This is a genomic window from Tenacibaculum sp. 190524A02b (assembly GCF_964036645.1).
GTDB lineage: Bacteria > Bacteroidota > Bacteroidia > Flavobacteriales > Flavobacteriaceae > Polaribacter > Polaribacter vairaonense.
In genome coordinates this window covers 5,018,374-5,036,910 of sequence record NZ_OZ038525.1, presented here as the reverse complement: position 1 = coordinate 5,036,910, position 18,537 = coordinate 5,018,374, and the positions used below count along the sequence as shown (strand labels likewise).

Annotated in this window: 18 protein-coding genes; 8 read left to right on the top strand and 10 right to left on the bottom strand. The window is 30.2% G+C overall.

Annotated elements, in window-relative coordinates; all coding sequences use genetic code 11:
• The first annotated feature begins 165 nt into the window (after window positions 1–165).
• The 6 genes from ABNT65_RS20970 to ABNT65_RS20945 all read left to right on the top strand — a co-directional run bounded on the left by ABNT65_RS20970 (window position 166) and on the right by ABNT65_RS20945 (window position 7,041).
• Entirely contained in the window at window positions 166–582 is a 417-nt protein-coding gene (locus ABNT65_RS20970) for a thioesterase family protein (RefSeq protein WP_348704050.1), read from the top strand.
• Complete coding sequence (locus ABNT65_RS20965; protein WP_348704051.1) at window positions 582–1,154, top strand: cob(I)yrinic acid a,c-diamide adenosyltransferase; 573 nt, start codon at window positions 582–584, stop codon at window positions 1,152–1,154. Before ABNT65_RS20970 ends, ABNT65_RS20965 begins: the two co-directional genes overlap by 1 nt.
• Window positions 1,155–1,252: 98 nt before the next feature.
• The gene (locus ABNT65_RS20960; protein WP_047789198.1) at window positions 1,253–1,474 is read left to right on the top strand and encodes a DUF2795 domain-containing protein; all 222 of its coding nucleotides are present in this window, start codon (window positions 1,253–1,255) and stop codon (window positions 1,472–1,474) included.
• A gap of 122 nt (window positions 1,475–1,596) precedes the next feature.
• Window positions 1,597–4,947, top strand: coding sequence for a preprotein translocase subunit SecA (gene secA / locus ABNT65_RS20955; RefSeq protein ID WP_348704052.1), 3,351 nt, complete (start codon window positions 1,597–1,599; stop codon window positions 4,945–4,947).
• Window positions 4,948–5,143: 196 nt separating this feature from the next.
• Window positions 5,144–6,022 carry a UDP-2,3-diacylglucosamine diphosphatase gene (locus ABNT65_RS20950; RefSeq protein WP_348738249.1) on the top strand — a complete coding sequence of 293 codons (879 nt, stop codon included), beginning with the start codon at window positions 5,144–5,146 and terminating at the stop codon, window positions 6,020–6,022.
• 8 nt (window positions 6,023–6,030) lie between these two features.
• Entirely contained in the window at window positions 6,031–7,041 is a 1,011-nt protein-coding gene (locus tag ABNT65_RS20945) for a glycosyltransferase family protein (RefSeq protein WP_348704054.1), read from the top strand.
• Here ABNT65_RS20945 and ung read toward each other — a convergent pair.
• A complete protein-coding gene (gene ung / locus ABNT65_RS20940; RefSeq protein ID WP_348704055.1) occupies window positions 7,028–7,693 on the bottom strand; it encodes a uracil-DNA glycosylase in 666 nt (221 codons plus the stop codon). The two genes, ABNT65_RS20945 and ung, sit on opposite strands and share 14 nt — an antisense overlap.
• Before the next feature lie 84 nt (window positions 7,694–7,777).
• On the opposite strand from ung, the gene ABNT65_RS20935 reads away from it, so the two are divergent.
• Entirely contained in the window at window positions 7,778–9,985 is a 2,208-nt protein-coding gene (locus tag ABNT65_RS20935; RefSeq protein ID WP_348746809.1) for an endonuclease MutS2, read from the top strand.
• A gap of 31 nt (window positions 9,986–10,016) precedes the next feature.
• Here ABNT65_RS20935 and ABNT65_RS20930 read toward each other — a convergent pair whose 3' ends face one another.
• The 3 genes from ABNT65_RS20930 to ABNT65_RS20920 all read right to left on the bottom strand — a co-directional run bounded on the left by ABNT65_RS20930 (window position 10,017) and on the right by ABNT65_RS20920 (window position 11,863).
• Window positions 10,017–10,181 carry a hypothetical protein gene (locus ABNT65_RS20930; protein ID WP_348704058.1) on the bottom strand — a complete coding sequence of 55 codons (165 nt, stop codon included), beginning with the start codon at window positions 10,179–10,181 and terminating at the stop codon, window positions 10,017–10,019.
• 186 nt (window positions 10,182–10,367) lie between these two features.
• Window positions 10,368–11,003, bottom strand: a complete 636-nt coding sequence (locus tag ABNT65_RS20925) for an SDR family oxidoreductase (RefSeq protein ID WP_348704060.1) — start codon at window positions 11,001–11,003, stop codon at window positions 10,368–10,370.
• Between the two features lie 77 nt (window positions 11,004–11,080).
• Window positions 11,081–11,863 carry a helix-turn-helix domain-containing protein gene (locus ABNT65_RS20920; RefSeq protein ID WP_348746808.1) on the bottom strand — a complete coding sequence of 261 codons (783 nt, stop codon included), beginning with the start codon at window positions 11,861–11,863 and terminating at the stop codon, window positions 11,081–11,083.
• 113 nt (window positions 11,864–11,976) lie between these two features.
• Here ABNT65_RS20920 and ABNT65_RS20915 point away from each other — a divergent pair, with 113 nt between their 5' ends.
• The gene (locus tag ABNT65_RS20915; protein WP_348746807.1) at window positions 11,977–13,140 is read left to right on the top strand and encodes a serine hydrolase domain-containing protein; all 1,164 of its coding nucleotides are present in this window, start codon (window positions 11,977–11,979) and stop codon (window positions 13,138–13,140) included.
• Window positions 13,141–13,186: 46 nt separating this feature from the next.
• Here the strand turns inward: ABNT65_RS20915 and lgt are convergent, their stop codons facing one another.
• The 6 genes from lgt to ABNT65_RS20885 form a co-directional block, all read right to left on the bottom strand.
• Entirely contained in the window at window positions 13,187–14,044 is an 858-nt protein-coding gene (gene lgt / locus ABNT65_RS20910) for a prolipoprotein diacylglyceryl transferase (RefSeq protein WP_348746806.1), read from the bottom strand.
• Between the two features lie 70 nt (window positions 14,045–14,114).
• Complete coding sequence (yidD, locus tag ABNT65_RS20905; protein WP_348702772.1) at window positions 14,115–14,363, bottom strand: membrane protein insertion efficiency factor YidD; 249 nt, start codon at window positions 14,361–14,363, stop codon at window positions 14,115–14,117.
• 1 nt (window position 14,364) lies between these two features.
• On the bottom strand, window positions 14,365–15,843 hold the full coding sequence (cysS, locus tag ABNT65_RS20900; protein WP_348702771.1) for a cysteine--tRNA ligase: 1,479 nt from the start codon (window positions 15,841–15,843) through the stop codon (window positions 14,365–14,367).
• Window positions 15,844–15,950: 107 nt separating this feature from the next.
• Window positions 15,951–17,393, bottom strand: a complete 1,443-nt coding sequence (locus ABNT65_RS20895; RefSeq protein WP_348702770.1) for a hypothetical protein — start codon at window positions 17,391–17,393, stop codon at window positions 15,951–15,953.
• Window positions 17,377–17,967 carry a hypothetical protein gene (locus tag ABNT65_RS20890; RefSeq protein ID WP_348702769.1) on the bottom strand — a complete coding sequence of 197 codons (591 nt, stop codon included), beginning with the start codon at window positions 17,965–17,967 and terminating at the stop codon, window positions 17,377–17,379. The genes ABNT65_RS20895 and ABNT65_RS20890 overlap by 17 nt, the downstream gene beginning before the upstream one ends.
• Complete coding sequence (locus tag ABNT65_RS20885; RefSeq protein WP_348702768.1) at window positions 17,960–18,511, bottom strand: RNA polymerase sigma factor; 552 nt, start codon at window positions 18,509–18,511, stop codon at window positions 17,960–17,962. The genes ABNT65_RS20890 and ABNT65_RS20885 overlap by 8 nt, the downstream gene beginning before the upstream one ends.
• Window positions 18,512–18,537 lie beyond the last annotated feature (26 nt).

Below are 18,537 nucleotides of genomic sequence, written 5' to 3'. Positions count from 1 at the left end.
ACTGGTAAAAAACGATTATTTTGTTAAATTTCATTTAGGATTCAGGGGATTCTAAACTCTCATATTTAGATGAACAAAAATGTGAATAAATTTCAGTAAAAAAAAACCAAATCACTATTGATTATTATTTTTTTTTTATGTATTGTTATTCTAAAAATTAATATTTTGCATCAACACACAACATCTACTAGAATTCGATATGGTGAAACAGACCAAATGGGGGTAGTATATCACGGCAACTATGCACATTTTTTTGAAATTGGCCGAACCGAATGGCTTCGCAATCTTGGTGTTACCTACAAATATATGGAAAAAAACGGCATCATACTCCCTGTTATTTCATTAAACTGTATTTTTAAAAAATCTGCTTTTTATGATGATATTATCACAATAAAAACGTACCTTAAAAAAGAACCGTCAGTAAGAATTGAATTTGATTATGAAATTACCAATCAAAACAATGAAGTATTGTGTACAGGAAGTACCATTTTAGCGTTTTTAGATAGTATAACTAAAAAGCCCATTCGTTGCCCTGAGTTCTTATTACAAAAATTAAACACAAAAACTGTAGATAATTTATAATGAAAATATATACAAAAACAGGAGATAAAGGTACCACAGCCCTTTTTGGTGGGACAAGAGTCCCTAAACACCACTTAAGAATAGAAAGCTATGGAACAATTGACGAGCTTAACTCCCATATTGGTCTTATAAGAGATCAAAACATTAACTTATCTATAAAAAATAATTTAACTAAAATACAACATGACTTATTCACTTTGGGAGCTATGCTGGCTACTCCTATTGAAAAGGAAACCTTAAAAAGCGGTAAAGAGCGATTAAATATTCCTAAAATTAATAATGATTCAATTTCTTTTTTAGAAAAGGAAATTGATCAAATGAACGAATCCTTACCACAAATGACACATTTTATTTTGCCAGGGGGACACCCTACCGTGTCATTCTGTCACATAGCTCGTTGTGTATGTAGACGTTCTGAGCGTTTAACTGTCGCTTTAAGCGAACAGGAGGTTATAAATGATACCGTTTTAAAGTACTTAAACCGACTTTCTGACTACCTTTTTGTATTGGCACGGAAGTTGACTCAAGAATTACAAACTGAGGAAATTAAATGGATTCCTGAAAAGTTTTAAAACAAGTTCTTTAATTTTACGATCACATTTGATAAAAAAAACTTGACTTTTTATAAAAAAAAATTATTTTTGCGAAAATCAAAAACACCGATAAAGAAATGTATTGGACACTTGAATTAGCATCTTATTTAGCAGATGCGCCATGGCCGGCAACAAAAGACGAATTAATTGATTATGCCATTCGTACGGGAGCCCCGTTAGAGGTAGTAGAAAATCTACAGGATATAGAGGATGAAGGAGAGGCTTATGATTCAATTATAGAAATTTGGCCAGATTATCCCACAGAAGAAGATTATCTTTGGAATGAAGATGAATATTAAAACAACATAAAAAAGTCTCTTTTCAGAGGCTTTTTTTTTGCTTAATTTTAAGCACTAACATAATAACTATTTTAACACGTTAATTAACTAAACTTAATTAACTGTAAAACAATATTTTAAAAATGAGTATTTTAAATTCGATTATAAAGATTTTTGTTGGAGACAAGCAACAAAAAGACCTTAAAACACTACAGCCAATTGTAGAAAAAGTAAGAACCTATGAAAGCGCATTAAATAATTTATCTAATGATGAATTAAGAGCAAAAACTATCGAATTTAAAAATAAAATTAAAGATGCTACTGCCTCTTATACTGAGAAAATAGCTTCATTAGAAACTGAAGCTACTAAAGCTGATATTGATAGACAAGAAGATATCTATACAGAAATAGACAAATTGAAAGATGAAGCTTATGAAGCTTCTGAAAAAGTTTTAGAAGAAATTATGCCTGAAGCTTTTGCTGTAGTTAAAGAAACTGCAAAACGTTTTACTCAAAACCAAGAAATTAAAGTTACCGCTACTCCTTTTGATAGAGAACTATCTGCTACTAGAGAGCACGTTAACCTAGACAATGATTACGCTTTATGGGATAATTCCTGGGACGCAGCTGGTAAAGACGTAACTTGGGACATGATTCACTATGACGTTCAGTTAATAGGTGGTTCTGTTTTACATCAAGGTAAGATTGCAGAAATGATGACTGGTGAAGGAAAAACACTAGTATCTACACTACCAGTTTATCTTAATGCATTAACAGGTAACGGTGTTCATGTTGTTACTGTAAATGATTACTTAGCTAAACGTGACCGTGCATGGATGGCTCCTATTTTTGAGTTCCATGGACTAAGCACGGATTGTATTGATTTCCATCAGCCTAATTCTGAAGAACGAAGAAAAGCTTATAATGCTGATATTACTTATGGTACTAATAACGAATTTGGCTTTGACTACTTACGTGATAACATGGCTAGTTCAAAAGAAGATTTGGTACAAAGAGCACCTAATTATGCTATTATTGACGAGGTTGATTCTGTTTTAATTGACGACGCTAGAACTCCTTTAATTATTTCTGGAGCTGTGCCACAAGGTGACCGCCATGAATTTAATGAATTAAAACCTTTAGTATCTGATATTGTTGCTATCCAAAACAAGTACCTAGTAGGTGTTTTAGCAGAAGCAAAAAAACTTATCAAAGAAGGAGACACCAAAGAAGGAGGTTTCCTTTTATTAAGAGTTTATAGAGGTTTACCTAAAAATAAAGCTTTAATTAAGTTCTTATCTCAAGAAGGTGTAAAACAAATTCTGCAAAAAACAGAGAACTTCTACATGCAAGATAACAACAAGTTAATGCCTGAAGTTGATGCTGAGTTATGGTTTACTATTGAAGAAAAAAATAATCAAATAGATCTTACTGATAAAGGAATTGCTCATTTATCTAACGTTACTCAAAACGATACGTTCTTTGTTTTACCTGATATTAGTGTAAAAGTTGGAGAAATAGATAAAAGTGATACTACTCCAGAAGAAAAAGCGGCTCAAAAAGAGGAACTATATAGAGAGTTCAGTGTAAAGAGTGAACGAATTCACACTATGAATCAACTTTTAAAAGCATATACTGTTTTTGAAAAAGACGTTGAATATGTAGTAATGGATAATAAAGTAATGATTGTAGACGAACAAACTGGACGTATTATGGATGGCCGTCGTTACTCAGATGGATTACACCAAGCAATCGAAGCTAAAGAAAATGTAAAGATTGAAGATGCTACACAAACTTTTGCTACTGTAACTTTACAAAATTACTTTAGAATGTACCGTAAGTTATCAGGAATGACGGGTACCGCAATCACTGAGGCAGGAGAGTTTTGGGAAATCTATAAATTAGACGTTGTTGAAATTCCAACTAACAGACCAATTGCTCGTGATGACAAACAAGATTTAGTTTATAAAACTACTCGCGAAAAATATAATGCTGTAATTGATGATGTAGTAGAATTAGTACAGCAAGGAAGACCTGTTTTAGTTGGTACTACTTCTGTAGAAATTTCTGAATTATTAGGTAGAATGCTACAAATGCGAAAAATTTCTCATAATATCTTAAATGCTAAATTACACAAGAAAGAAGCTGATGTTGTAGCCGAAGCAGGAAAACCTGGGCAGGTTACCATTGCTACAAATATGGCTGGTCGTGGTACCGATATTAAATTGTCTGATGAAGTAAAAGCTTCAGGAGGTTTAGCTATTATAGGTACTGAACGCCATGATTCAAGACGTGTTGACCGTCAGTTACGTGGTCGTGCTGGTCGTCAAGGTGATGTAGGTTCTTCTCAATTCTATGTAGCTCTAGATGATAATTTAATGCGTTTGTTTGGTTCTGAAAGAATTGCCAAAATGATGGATAGAATGGGATTAAAAGAAGGAGAAGTAATTCAACATTCTATGATTTCAAAATCTATTGAACGTGCCCAGAAAAAGGTAGAGGAAAATAACTTTGGTATTCGTAAACGTTTGTTAGAATATGATGATGTTATGAACGCACAACGTGAATTTGTTTACAAACGCCGTCGTCATGCATTAGATGGTACTCGTTTACAAATTGACATTGCAAATATGATTTATGACACTTGCGATTCAATTGTTAAAGCGAATAAATTAACTAAAGATTTCCAAAATTTTGAATTTGAATTAATCCGCTTTTCTTCAATGACTTCTCCTTTTTCTGAAGAAGAATTTAACAATACTTCAGAACAAGAATTAGTAGATAAATTATATAAAATAGTTGCTGACCACTATAAAAATGACACTGAAAGAAATGCTGCTCAAGCTTTTCCTGTAATTAAAAATGTTTTTGAAAATGAAGGAGATCGTTATGAACGTATTGTAGTTCCTTTTACGGATGGAAGTAAAACCTTACAAGTAGTAACTAATCTTAAAGAAGCATATGAAACTGAAGGAAAATCCTTAGTTAATGACTTTGAGAAAAACATAACTTTAGCCATCATAGATGAAAATTGGAAAGATCATTTACGTAAAATGGATGAGCTAAAACAAACCGTTCAAAATGCAACATATGAGCAAAAAGATCCTTTATTAATTTATAAATTTGAGGCCTTTGAACTTTTCCAAGCAACTATTGACAAAGTAAATAAAGAAGTACTTTCTTTCTTGTTTAAAGGAAAACTTCCTACACAGGATGAATCTCAAATTTCTGAAGCTCGTGAACAACAACGTGAAAAGTTAGACTTACGTAAAGATGAAGTTCAAAACTCTACTCAACAAGCTATAAGTAATGCACGTCAACAAGAAACACAAGAACAACAAGCGATCGAGACTATTGTTAGAGAACAACCTAAAATTGGACGTAACGAACGTGTTACTATTAAAAATGTAATGACGGGAGAAGAAAAAGAAGTTAAATACAAACAAGCTATTCCTTTATTAGAACAAGGAACTTGGGTCCTATACAATAAATAACAACGAAATACATATTATGTAAAAAGCTCAGATGAATTCTGAGCTTTTTACGTTTATATAACCTTATTTTTACAATAAATAAAACTTTTTATTACTAAATATTCATATTCGCTTATCAATAACCAAACATTAGTAAAGTAATTTTGATTTAATTGGCAGTAAACCTGTTATGATATAGACACTATTACTTTATAATATGAAAAAACACAAAAAACGTAAACTTGATATTGTTGTTATATCTGATATCCATTTAGGTACCTTTGGTTGCAGAGCCACAGAACTTAACAACTACCTAAAAACTATAACACCAAAAACTATTATTCTTAATGGTGATATAATCGATATCTGGCAATTTAATAAACGTTATTTTCCTAAACCTCATATGAAAGTAATAAAACAGTTAATGTCTTTTATTACCTCAGGCACAAAAGTATATTACATAACAGGAAACCACGATGAAACACTACGTAAATTTAAAGGTTTTACTCTTGGGAGTTTTGAAATAGTTAATAAAGTAATTTTAGATATTGATGGTAAAAAAGGCTGGTTTTTTCATGGAGATGTTTTTGATGTTACCATGCAACATTCTAAATGGCTTGCCAAGCTAGGTGGTATTGGTTATGATACTTTAATAATGATAAACACTGCTGTAAATTGGATTAGTGAAAAGTTTGGATATGGAAGACTTTCTTTTTCAAAGAAAATTAAAAACAGTGTAAAAAGTGCTGTCAAATTTATAAATGATTTTGAAACAACTGCCTCTGATATAGCCATTGAAGAGGGGTATGATTATGTTGTTTGTGGGCATATACACCAACCTGAAATAAAAGAAATCAATAATACAAATGGAAAGACTTTATATCTAAATTCAGGAGATTGGATAGAAAACTTAACAGCTTTAGAGTACAATAACAACTCTTGGAGCTTGTACGAATACGAAAAAGATGAATTAGCTCAAAACATTCATCTTGATTATAAAATAAAAGATTTAGAGTTAGTGAGTGCAGAAGCTAATAATGCACAGCTATTTGAAGAACTTTTAGCTGAATTTAATATTAGTAAAACTTTAAAATAAAATAGTTTATGAAAATTTTATACGCAATTCAAGGAACAGGAAACGGGCATGCTAGTAGAGCTATAGAAATCATACCTTTTTTACAAAGAAAAGCAGAAGTTGATGTTTTAATTAGTGGCTACCAATGTGAATTGAAATTTCCTTTTGATATCAAATATAAATTATATGGTTTAAGCTTTATTTTTGGAAAAAAAGGTGGTGTTGATATTTGGAAAACCATAAAAAAAATAAGGTTGCGAAACTTATACAAAGAAATTCAATCTATTCCTGTAGAAGAATATGATTTAGTTATCAATGATTTTGAACCTATTACTGCATGGGCTGCTAAATTAAAAAACATTCCTATTATTTCTTTGAGTCATCAAAATGCTGTTTTAGATGAAAATGCACCTAAATATGGTCTCTATAAATTTGAGCGATTAATTTTAAAATATTATGCCCCAGCAAGAGTAAAATTTGGATTCCACTTTAAGCCTTACTCTTCTGCTATTTTTACGCCAATTATTAGAAAGGATATAAGATATAGAAATGTTACTAACAAAGGACATTACACTGTGTACCTTCCTGCTTATAGTGATAAAAAAATCATTAAAGTTTTATCTGAATTTAAAGGTGTTAAGTGGGAAGTATTTTCAAAGCACACAGATAAACACAAATACAAAAAGAATATTACTATTAGGCCCATAAATGGTAACGAATTTATTAAAAGTATTGCTTCTTCAAGTGGTGTATTATGTGGCGCCGGTTTTGAAACACCAGCCGAGGCATTATACCTTCGTAAAAAACTATTGGTTATTCCTATGAAAAATCAGTATGAACAACAATGTAATGCTTTAAGCTTACATGAAATTGGTGTTCCTGTTTTGAAAAAATTCAATAAAAATCAATACGCTAAAATTAGTAAATGGTTAAAATCTAAAGATATTGTAGAAGTACACTATCCAGATATTACTGAGGATATTTTAGACGCCATTACATTACCTTTCTATAATGAAACTATTTTACCTACCATTGTATAGTAGGTAACTGTTTTTCTTGTAAAAACACATTTGTTTTCGAGAAATGTTTATTTCCAAACCAATAGCCTCTATTGGCACTTAAAGGTGATGGGTGTCCTGAAGTTAAAACATGGTGTTTTTTCTTATCTATTTTTGCGCCTTTCTTTTTAGCGTACCCTCCCCATAAAAGGAAAACAATATCTTCTCTATTTTTAGAAATCTCATCAATAACAGCATCTGTAAACTCCTCCCATCCTTTCTTTTGATGGCTTCCAGCTTGTCCCGCTCTTACAGTTAGCGTTGCATTTAATAAAAGTACACCTTGTGCTGCCCACTTAGATAAGTCACCAGATTTTGGATAAGGAATTTCTAAATCACTTTCAATTTCTTTAAAAATATTAATTAATGATGGCGGATGTGCAATACCATCATGTACCGAAAAACACAAACCATTTGCTTGTCCAGCTCCATGATATGGATCTTGTCCTAAAATTACCACTTTTACCTCTTCAAAAGCACAATTATCAAAAGCAGCAAATATATCTGAACCTTTGGGATAACATGTTGTTGATACATATTCTGATTTCACAAAATTGATAAGTTCTTTAAAATATGGCTTTTCAAACTCTTCTTGCAAAACATTTTTCCAACTATCGGCTATTTTTACTTGCATTCTTTCTTATTTTTGTGCACCCAAAAAAGTTATTGACTAATTGTCTTGGGAAAGTATCCTTTAAAATTTAATCAAAAGTAAACATTGAAAACCGTAATTGCAGATAAAACATTACAAGATTTAGAATTTAATACTGTTTTAGAACAAGTAACTGATTTTTGTATTTCTAACTTAGGTAAAGAAAAGGTTTTAGCAACTAAACCTTATACTAACATAAAAAAGTTATTTTTTGAATTGCATTTAGTCAATGAATATACGAGTTCTTTTGAAAATGAAAATAGAATTCCTAATCATGGTTTTGAAGATATTACGGAACATGTTAAAAGATTAGCTATTGAGAATAGTTTTTTAGAAACTGAAAACTTTTTAAAACTTGCTACGGTTACGGAAACTGTAAATGAGTTAAAGAAGTTTTTTCTAAAATTTAAAGAATATTATCCTACGCTTTGTGAATTAAGCGAAAATATTGAATACACAACCTTTGTTTCTGACGCAATCACCAAAATAATTACTTCTTATGGAGAATTAACAGATAATGCTTCTCCTACTTTAAAACAAATTAGGAAAGACATCAATAGTGTTAGAGGTAAAATTTCTGAGAGTTTCTCTAGAGCTTTAAGTAGAAACATTGCCAATGGTTATTTAGATGATATTAAAGAAACGATTATAGATAATCAACGCGTACTTGCTGTTTTAGCAATGCATAGACGTAAAGTACAAGGTAGTTTATTAGGATCATCAAAATCAGGTAATATTGTTTACATAGCTCCACAGGCTACACTAGCTTTTAGTAGAGAGCTTCAGAATTTAATATATGAAGAAAAACAAGAAATTGTAAAAATACTTAGAGCTTTAGCGGAAGAAATTAGACCCTATACTCCGCTACTGACTCAATATATAACTTTTTTATCACATATAGATGCTGTTGGAGCTAAAGCTAAATATGCACGAGAAATTAATGCGATTCTTCCTAAAATTACCAAACGTAAAAATATTTTTTTAAGAGATGCTTATCATCCTGTTTTATGGAGGAAAAATAAAGCAAAAGATATTCACACAGTTCCACAAACTATTTCTTTAAATAATAAACAACAAATTATTGTTATTTCTGGTCCTAATGCTGGTGGAAAGAGTATTACTTTAAAAACTATTGGTTTACTACAAGTAATGTTACAAAGTGGTTTTTTAATTCCCGTTCATGAACGTAGCGAAACCACTTTTTTTAGCACTATTTTAACAGATATTGGAGATAACCAATCTATAGAAAATCAATTAAGTACGTATAGCTACCGATTAAAAAATATGCGTAACTTTTTGCGTAAATGTAATGACAACACCTTGTTTTTAATTGATGAGTTTGGTACTGGTTCCGATCCTGAATTAGGAGGAGCTTTAGCTGAAATTTTTCTAGAAGAATTCTATGATAAAAAGGCTTTTGGTATTATAACTACCCACTATGCTAACTTAAAAGTTTTGGCAAATGAATTAGACAATGTTACCAATGGAAATATGCAGTTTGATGAACGTACTTTAGAACCTTTATATAAATTATTTATAGGACAAGCGGGTAGTTCATTCACTTTTGAAGTGGCTCAAAAAAATGGAATCCCTTTTAGTTTAATTAACAGAGCTAAAAAAAGAGTTGAAACGGAAAAAGTACGTTTAGACAAAACAATATCTAAACTTCAAAAAGAGCGTAATCGACTTCAAAAAACTTCTGACTCTTTAGAAAAACAAAAATCTAAAGAGCAGGAGCATATAGAAAACTTAGAAATTAAAGAGCAGAAAATAAGAGAAAAATTAGAAGGATTTCAAGAGTTATATGATAACAACCAAAGAATGTTATCATTAGGAAGAACTATAAATGAATTTTTAAATAAGTATTTCCAAACTAATAATAAAAAGGAACTTAGTACGAGTTTTTTTAAATGGGTAGCTGCTGAAAAAACAAAATTCACGAAGAAAAACCCTCCTAAGAAAAAGAGTAAAACAGAGAAAAAACAGGAACAAATTGCTGATAAGAAACAAAAAGAGGCTATTAAACAAGTAGAGAAAGAAGTGCTACAAAAAGTAGTAAAAGTTAGAGAAGAAAAGAAAAAAGAAGCTGCAAAAATAGCACAAGAAAAAGCTAATTATGTTTTTAAAATAAATGACCGCGTTCGCTTAACTGATGGAAATGCTGTGGGAACCATTGATAAAATTGAAAAGAAATCTGTTTTCATAAATTATGGTTTATTTACCACAAAAGCCTCTATAGAAAAAATAGAACTGGTAGAACGTGCTAAAAAATAAAAAGGTTAGTCTTAAGACCAACCTTATTTTTTTACACCATATGGCCTTGGCAAGCAAGCATTGAACATCTGCCAAATAAATTTCTACAAAAACCCCAACCGCAACCATCATTGTTACCACCTATTCCATTACCCTTAATTGTTTTTAGTTCTTCTTTCTTTAGAACTTTCCCCAAATTTAAAATTGTTTTTTTCATACTACTTTTAAGTTTTAGTTTGATTAATATTTTGTAGTCTTAAAATGTAAAAAACCACACTCATTACTTTTTACAACATTCTTAAAAAGTAACTTTGTAAATGTAAAAACTAATAAAACACGGAAAACCACCCGATTAGGGTGATTAACTTTTCTTTAACAATTTTAAAGTATTACTTATTAACTCTTAATAAGACACTCCTGGTGTTTTATATAAATAGTTTTTGTTTTCTATTTGCTTTATTAAAAAGTCAGCTACATTTGCTCTTGAAATTTTTAATTTTAATGTTTTAATCAATGGGCTAAAACCATGTTGGTAACTTTTTATTTCTTCATTATCAATAAATGCACTGGGACGTGCAATTGTCCACTCTAGGCCGCTATTCTGTACATAATATTCTTGTAATTCATGATCTAAAAACACCTGCTTTAAAAACCATCCAAACATTATACGTTTCCAAAAAAAGTTAAGGTTATGTGTACTAGCCCCAGCTCCTAATGTTGTTTGACAAATAATTCTTTTAAGGTTATTATTTTTCATTCCTTCAAGAATATTTTTTGTTCCTTGAGAGCGAACTTTACTTTTTCTATTTTTTCCAGCACCTAAGGTAACAATTACTACTTCTTGATTTTTTAATGCTTTATTTACATCTTCAATAGTTAAAACATCTCCAACCACAATCTTCAAGTTTTTATTTCTAACCGCAGCTAATTTTACGCTACTTCTACAAAATGCCGTTACTTCATATCCTTTTTCTAATAACTGTTGAACTACTAATTTACCAACACTTCCTGTGGCTCCAAAAACGATTATTTTTTTCATTTCTATTTACTTTAAAATTACACTCCAAAAGTAAAAGACATAAATTTTTAATAATTGAACAAAACCGACAATTGTATTTAAATATAATGCTTTAGGTAATAAGAAGGCGTTTTTCCCGTATAGCTCTTAAAAGTCCTTATAAAGTGAGATTGATCTGAAAAACCACTATCTATTCCTATAGCTATTAGAGAGTTGTATTTTTCTTTTGTTAGCTTATTCAGTGAAGTTTGAAACTGAATAATTTTAGCAAATTGTTTTGGAGTTAATCCTACGCTTGTTTTAAAGTGTCGTTCTAAAGTACGTTCAGTCATATATACTTGATTTAAAACATCTTTAATTTTTACTCTTCCATTCTTTTCTAAAATAAATTTTATTGCCCTTTCAATACTATTATTCCTCGCTTGTTTATTAACTCTTATAAGCATTCTAATTAACTCATAAATTATATGTAACTTTTTATCTTGGTCATTATTCAAAACCAATTGTGCCTTAAAAGAGTTTACATCTAAATAGTCTATCTGCAACAAATCATAGCAATCATCATTTAATAGTTTAGGGTTTACATCTAGTAAATATTTAGAAGCAAATGGATACAACTGTATTACTATATATTGATAGACACCTGTAGTATTTAATGAAATTGGTTGAATAGTTTGACCATACAAGAATAACTCTGATAACTTTTTTCTTTTTGGTAATAAGTAAAAACCATTTTCTGCTTGTTGAAACATAATCCCAGGATAACCATCTGCATACAAAGGAATAGATGTTTCTACCTCTTTTTTAAAACTTTCTCCTATCATAATACAATTAATATAAGGAGCTAAATCTTCTGGTATTTTATAATTTACTTGTATCAAAATAATTAACAAAAATGCTTTTAGTATCAAAAAACGGTTCTTTCATATAAAAATATTTTCTTAAAAGTTTTCTTCTTATATATTCACATATATACCTACGTAACTTTAAAGATATGCTACGACCTATTCATAGTTTTCAAAAAAAACTTAAACATTTAACTATCCAATATCTAACTTTTATTCTTTTAACATCTTCTTTCTATACTAAAGCTCAATATTTAGACATTGACACAACCAAAATAAACAAAACATTACTTAGTCTACATAAAAAAAATGATTTTAGTGGAACAGTTATTATAAAACAAAAAGACAAAATCTTATACCAAAATCATTTTGGATATAGTGATATTAAAAATAAAACTTCATTTAATTACAACACCAAATTTCAAATAGCCTCCTTATCTAAACAATTTACCAGTTTTGGTATTTTAATTTTAGAACAAGAGAACTTATTGACTACAAATGATTTTGTTTCTAAACATATTCCTGACTTTCCTTTTCCTACTATCCAAATTAAGCATTTAATGTCGCATACTTCTGGATTACCAAATTTTGTTAAAACCATGTGGAAAGATTTAGATACTACCAAAGTTAATGGCAATGCCATTATGCTCTCTATGTTAAAATCTAACAAATATCCTTTACAATGGGAACCTGGTACTAAATTCGAATACAGTGACATTGGTTATTGCTTGTTAGCTATTATAATTGAAAATGTTAGTGGCGTTGATTTTAAAACCTTTATGAAACAAAAACTATTTACTCCTTCTGGTATGTACAATACTAATGCTGAATTTGTAACAGACACTCGTTCATTAAATTATAAAGAATTAGCTAAGGGATATGAATTAAATAAAACTTCTAATCAACTATTAATAGCTAACCAATTACCTTCTAATAATTATGTTTATTGGTTAGGTGGTTTTTATGGTGATGGTTCTGTAATATCTACCGCAAAAGATCTTTTAAAATGGGATAAAGCATTATACCAAAATACAGTTATTTCTAAAAAAAGTTTACAAAAAGCAATGACTCCTTTTACTTTAAATAACGGTCTACTTTCTAAAGCTTGGGGTACAAATTACGGGTTGGGTTGGTTTTTGTACAAATCGCCAGTTTTTGGTATTATACAAACACATTCAGGTGAACAACCTGGTTATAGAAGTAGACTTGTTAGAGCTCCAGAAAAACAACTTACTATTGTAATTCTCTCAAATATTTCAAATCCAAACTTTAATCAAATTAATATTTTAAAAATATTAGAAGAGCAATTATAAATCATAATAAAAAACCGAACAATCTGATGTTCGGTTTTTTTATATTTTAAACTGTTTTTGTTTTTCTAAACATTAACCAAAGTCCAATTAAAACTAACGGAATACTTAGAACTTGTCCCGTATTTAAAGAGTTAAACACCCAGTCTTCTCTTCCTTCAACTTGAGCTTTCTTTACAAACTCAATAAAGAATCTTAAAGACCATAAAACTACCATAAACACTCCAAATAAATATCCTGATTGTTGTTTCTTATCTGTTTTCCAATATAAATGCCAAAGCACAAAAAATAAGGCTAAGTAACTAAATGCTTCATATAACTGCGTAGGATGAGAAGGCAACCTCTCTCCTGCTCTTTTAAAAATAACACCAAAACTACTACCTGTATGTTTTCCGTAAATTTCTGAATTAAAAAAATTACCCATTCTAATAAAAAAACCAGCCAAGGCAACCATAATACCTAACCTATCTAAAATAAACAACCATGGCTTTTGCAAATGTTTTTTTGCATAGAAAAATAGTGCAATTGGAATAGCTATGGCTGCTCCATGGCTTGCAAAACCAGTAAACCCAGTAAACTTCCAACCTTTTAGCATACCAAATAAAGCGGTTGCTCCTTCTTGCTTTTTAATAGGCAAAACTATTTCTAATAAATGGTTTTGATAGTAATCCCAACTATAGAAGAATACATCACCCAAACGCATTCCTACTAACATAGATATAAAAACGTACATGAATAATGGGTCTAATTTTTCAATTGAAATTTTATCTTCAATATAAATTTTCTTCATTAGGCGTAATCCTAAAATAAAAGCTATTACAAACATTAAGCTATACCACCTAACACCGAAACCTCCTATTTTAAATATTTCAGGATCAATATCCCAAACCACAGATAAATAAGTCATTCTTTATTTTTAGTTTTTAGTCATCATAAATAAAACAAAGTTTATTCTTTATTGTTTTTCTATGTTACTATTATTCTTTATTTGCTTTTGTTTCTTTTTCTGGTACTGGATCATAACCACTTCCTCCCCAAGGGTGACAGCTAAAAATTCTTTTTAGAGCTAACCATCCACCAGAAAAAAGCCCATGCTTTTGTAGCGCTTCTATTGTATAATGTGAACAAGTAGGTGTATATCTACAACTAGCTGGTGTAAATGGAGAAATAGCTGTTTGATAAAAACGAACTAATAAAATGAATGGATATGTTAGTATTTTTTTCAAATTAATTAATAGTGAACGTTGTACCTTCTCTACCGTCTTTCAATTGAATTCCTAAAGCTATTAGCTCGTCTCTAATCTGATCAGATAATGCCCAATCTTTATTTTCTCTTGCTTCTTTACGTAACTTAATTAACAACTCTACAACTCCTTCAATCTTGTCTGAGCTTTGTTCTTTAGCATCATCCAACAATCCTAAAATATCAAACACAAAAACATCCAAGGTGTTTTTTAACACCGTTAAGTCTGCTTCTGTTATTTGCGCTTTTTTATCATTTAATAAATTAATAAACTTAACTGCTTCAAATAAATGTGCAATTAATATTGGTGTATTAAAATCGTCATTCATCGCATCGTAACATTTCTGTTTCCATGCTTGTACGTCAAAATCTGTAGTTTTACCTGTAGCTATTGATTTTACAATTTTCACTGCTTCCATTAATTTATTATAGCCTTTTTCCGAAGCCAATAAAGCATCTCCTGAAAAATCTAAAATACTACGATAGTGTGCTTGCATAATAAAGAAACGAACAACACCAACATTAAACGCTTTTGGTAACACATCGTTTTCTCCAGTTAAAATTTCATTTGGCAACACATAGTTCCCTGTAGATTTTGCCATTTTTTGTCCATTAAGCAACAACATATTGGCATGCATCCAATAATTTACTGGCTGTACTCCTGAACAAGAATGTGATTGAGCTATTTCACACTCATGATGCGGGAATTTTAAATCCATTCCTCCACCATGAATATCTATTTGTTCTCCTAAGTACTTTGAGCTCATTACAGAACACTCTAAATGCCAACCTGGAAAGCCATCACTCCAAGGAGAAGGCCAGCGCATAATATGACGATCATCTGCTTTTTTCCATAAAGCAAAATCTTGAGGATTTTTCTTGTCCGATTGACCATCTAATGCTCTTGTATTATGAATGGCATCTTCTATAGTGCGTCCTGACAAAATACCGTAATTATTATCTTCATTGTACTTTAAAACATCAAAATACACAGAGCCGTTTACTTCATATGCAAAACCTTTTTCCATGATTTGTTTTATCATTTCAATCTGCTCTACAATATGCCCAGTTGCTGTTGGCTCTATACTTGGTGGCAAGAAATTATATTTTGCTGTTACTGTATGAAAGTCTACTGTGTAACGTTGTACCACTTCCATTGGCTCAATTTCTTCCAAACGAGCTTTCTTTGCTATTCTATCTTCACCTTCATCTGCATCATTTTCTAAATGGCCTGCATCCGTAATATTTCTAACATAGCGAACTTTATATCCTAAATGTAGTAAGTAACGAAACACCATGTCAAAAGACATAAAGGTTCTAACATTACCTAAATGAACATTACTATACACCGTTGGACCACAAACGTACATCCCTACTCTACCTTCGGTTACTGGTTTAAAAAGTTCTTTACTTTTGGATAGTGAGTTATATATTTTAAGTTGATTGTTTTTGTATAATTCCATAGTAATAGTGACTATTAACAGATGCTAAAGATAGGCACTTTATAAAGAATAGCGAAATGGAATTTAAAGGAAGTTTTTCAAGCAATTTAGTGTAAATCTCTTAACTTTTATTCATAGGTTTTTAACTGTGAATGCTTTCCTTTTATAGTAATAGTTTTATCAGTTGCTATGATCTTAAAACTTCCATTAATGCTTTTTTTATCATCCGTATTTACAATAAGTTTTGTGATTGGTTTATGATGATAGTATGGATGCTTATCACCAATAATATACTCCAATTCTTTATTAGCTCCTTCTAGGTTAATAACCGCATTTGCATAGTTTAAAGACACTTTTAATGTTTGGAAATTAGGATGAATTTTCTCTATAACCAATTCTCCAAACTTATTATCTACTTCTACATTACTTTTTACATAAGCAATATTCAATCCAGACGATTTAGCGTTTACTTTTGTATTGGTAACCGATGCTAATTTTGCATCGGTTACGTTATTTAAAACTAAAATACTCTTATCTAAAACATTAATACTTACTGGTGAAAAAGAAATATTTAAACTTCCTCCATTAATAGCATCTGCTTTAAAGTTTCCATAACTAACTTTTCCATTTACTTTTGTTTTAGGAAGTTTCACTTTACAATGACGAGTATTTAAGTTAAAGGTAGCTCCTTTTGGTACTTTTACTGTTATTTTTTTGGTGATTTTCACTTTTTTACCATTGATCATTAAATTACCATGATCTGACGACATATACCCAAATTGCACATGTTTTAATGCTTCTTTAGCTTCTTGCAGAGCTCTTTTCATTTCATCAGCTTTAATTCTTCTTACCCCTGCTCTTACTTTTCTTTTTTCTGCATTTTTTTTCCTTAATTCTTCGGCTCGTTTTCTTAGTTCTTTTGCTTTTTTATCTCTCTTTTTAGACCTTTTAGCTCTTTTAGTCCTTTCTTTAAACTTTTTATATTCTTTAGATTTTTTAAATTTCTCCCAATCTTCTTTTGATTTTATTGTGATGCTATTTACACCATCTTTCCAATCATAAAAATAAACATCTCCATCATCTTCATACTTTTCAAAATCAAACTCGATATCCTCTAATCCAGAAACTATTTCTTCTACATCAATATTTATTTCTGGAATATCAGCTATAACAGGATGTGCACATTCATTTTTATTACTTGAATTACAATTTTCAGGATATTTATGATGCGTATTATAATACACAAAATTATCTCTACCAAAATTATAAAAATTGTTACTTGTTGCTTTTATTTTTACGGTATTTTTATTACCTAAAGCTTCAAAATTCCAGTTATTTAAGTATTCTTCAGCTTCTTTTTTATTCATGCCTTCTACTTCAATTATTGCTTCAACAGCAACTTCATTTTTATTCCATGTAGTTACTTCTATATCTGCATTATTTGCATTAATATCAATTACTACATCTTTATTAGTATAAAATCTTTCATTAAATTTTTTATCTACTTTTTGCGCCCATAAAGCTCCAGTTAAAAGCAGTAAAAAAATACTTGTTTTAAATCGTTTGCTCATAATTTTGATTTGGATTTTTAAATTCTTGTAATTGTTTTTGCATACGTTTTAACAGCTGTAAACGCAATTGCAGATTTCCAATCAATGCATTGATAGTATCATCGTTAACTCCTTTTGTATTGAGCTCTTTGGTTAACGATTTATATTCTTTTGTTAATTCACCAAGTTGTGCCAAGTACACATCAAATACTTCTTTATTTTCTTTAGTGAGTTCTAATTGACTTAACTGGTAATTAATCGTATTAGTATAATATGTTTCGATGGTTTTTAACTCAGGAGAAATACTTCCTAAACTAATTTCTGATATATTTTCTTTGGTATTTGTTGTTACAATAGGAGGTTGATTACTCCCCTCAATACCGCCTGATTTTGGATAAAATGTAATTCCTAATCCAACTAATATTACAATAGACGCTGCTACATATAACCATTGGTATGATTTACTTTTTAGTTTAACCTCATCCTTATGAAATTCTTTATGCAACTTATCTTGAAAACGAGCACGATGATTTTTTGACAACGTTGCCTTTTCACCTTGATTATTTTTTACAATATCTCTCATATCTTTATGCATAATACTTCGTTTTTAAATGCTCTTGTACTTGTTTTCTTCCTCTCATTAAATGTGTTCGGGAAGTTACTTCTGAAATCCCTAATATTTCTGAAATTTCTTTATGATCGTATCCTTCTAATAAATACAAACTTAGTACAACTCTATATTTTTCTTTTAATTTTTCAATACAACACACAATATCTTCATAGGTTATATTTGAAGCTACTTTCCAATTATCTTCTTCTATTATAGCTCCTGTAATTTCTTCATTTAATGAAACAACTTCTAGCTTTTTCTTTTTAAGCCAATCAATACTTTGGTTGATAACTATTCTTTTTAACCACGCTCCAAAGGCTACTTCTTCTTTATATAAATCAATTTTTTTAAACGCTTTTATAAATGCATCTTGCATTACATCTTCAGCATCATGTGCATCTTTCACATAACGTAATGCTACATTGAACATGGCATCACAATACAAATCATACAATTGCATTTGTGCCTTTGCATCATTGTTTTTACAAGCCTTGATTATAGCTATATGTAGCTTTTTAGTTGATTTCATGCTCAGTTTCTTGCCTTAAATACGAT

Excerpts from the sequence above, each read along its gene's own strand:
- ABNT65_RS20965 (WP_348704051.1), top strand. The coding sequence starts at position 582 with ATGAAAATATATACAAAAACAGGAGATAAAGGTACCACAGCCCTTTTT.
- ABNT65_RS20960 (WP_047789198.1), top strand. The coding sequence starts at position 1,253 with ATGTATTGGACACTTGAATTAGCATCTTATTTAGCAGATGCGCCATGG.
- secA (WP_348704052.1), top strand. The coding sequence starts at position 1,597 with ATGAGTATTTTAAATTCGATTATAAAGATTTTTGTTGGAGACAAGCAA.
- ABNT65_RS20950 (WP_348738249.1), top strand. The coding sequence starts at position 5,144 with ATGAAAAAACACAAAAAACGTAAACTTGATATTGTTGTTATATCTGAT.
- ABNT65_RS20945 (WP_348704054.1), top strand. The coding sequence starts at position 6,031 with ATGAAAATTTTATACGCAATTCAAGGAACAGGAAACGGGCATGCTAGT.
- ung (WP_348704055.1), bottom strand. The coding sequence starts at position 7,693 with ATGCAAGTAAAAATAGCCGATAGTTGGAAAAATGTTTTGCAAGAAGAG.
- ABNT65_RS20930 (WP_348704058.1), bottom strand. The coding sequence starts at position 10,181 with ATGAAAAAAACAATTTTAAATTTGGGGAAAGTTCTAAAGAAAGAAGAA.
- ABNT65_RS20925 (WP_348704060.1), bottom strand. The coding sequence starts at position 11,003 with ATGAAAAAAATAATCGTTTTTGGAGCCACAGGAAGTGTTGGTAAATTA.
- ABNT65_RS20915 (WP_348746807.1), top strand. The coding sequence starts at position 11,977 with ATGCTACGACCTATTCATAGTTTTCAAAAAAAACTTAAACATTTAACT.
- lgt (WP_348746806.1), bottom strand. The coding sequence starts at position 14,044 with ATGACTTATTTATCTGTGGTTTGGGATATTGATCCTGAAATATTTAAA.
- cysS (WP_348702771.1), bottom strand. The coding sequence starts at position 15,843 with ATGGAATTATACAAAAACAATCAACTTAAAATATATAACTCACTATCC.
- ABNT65_RS20895 (WP_348702770.1), bottom strand. The coding sequence starts at position 17,393 with ATGAGCAAACGATTTAAAACAAGTATTTTTTTACTGCTTTTAACTGGA.
- ABNT65_RS20890 (WP_348702769.1), bottom strand. The coding sequence starts at position 17,967 with ATGCATAAAGATATGAGAGATATTGTAAAAAATAATCAAGGTGAAAAG.
- ABNT65_RS20885 (WP_348702768.1), bottom strand. The coding sequence starts at position 18,511 with ATGAAATCAACTAAAAAGCTACATATAGCTATAATCAAGGCTTGTAAA.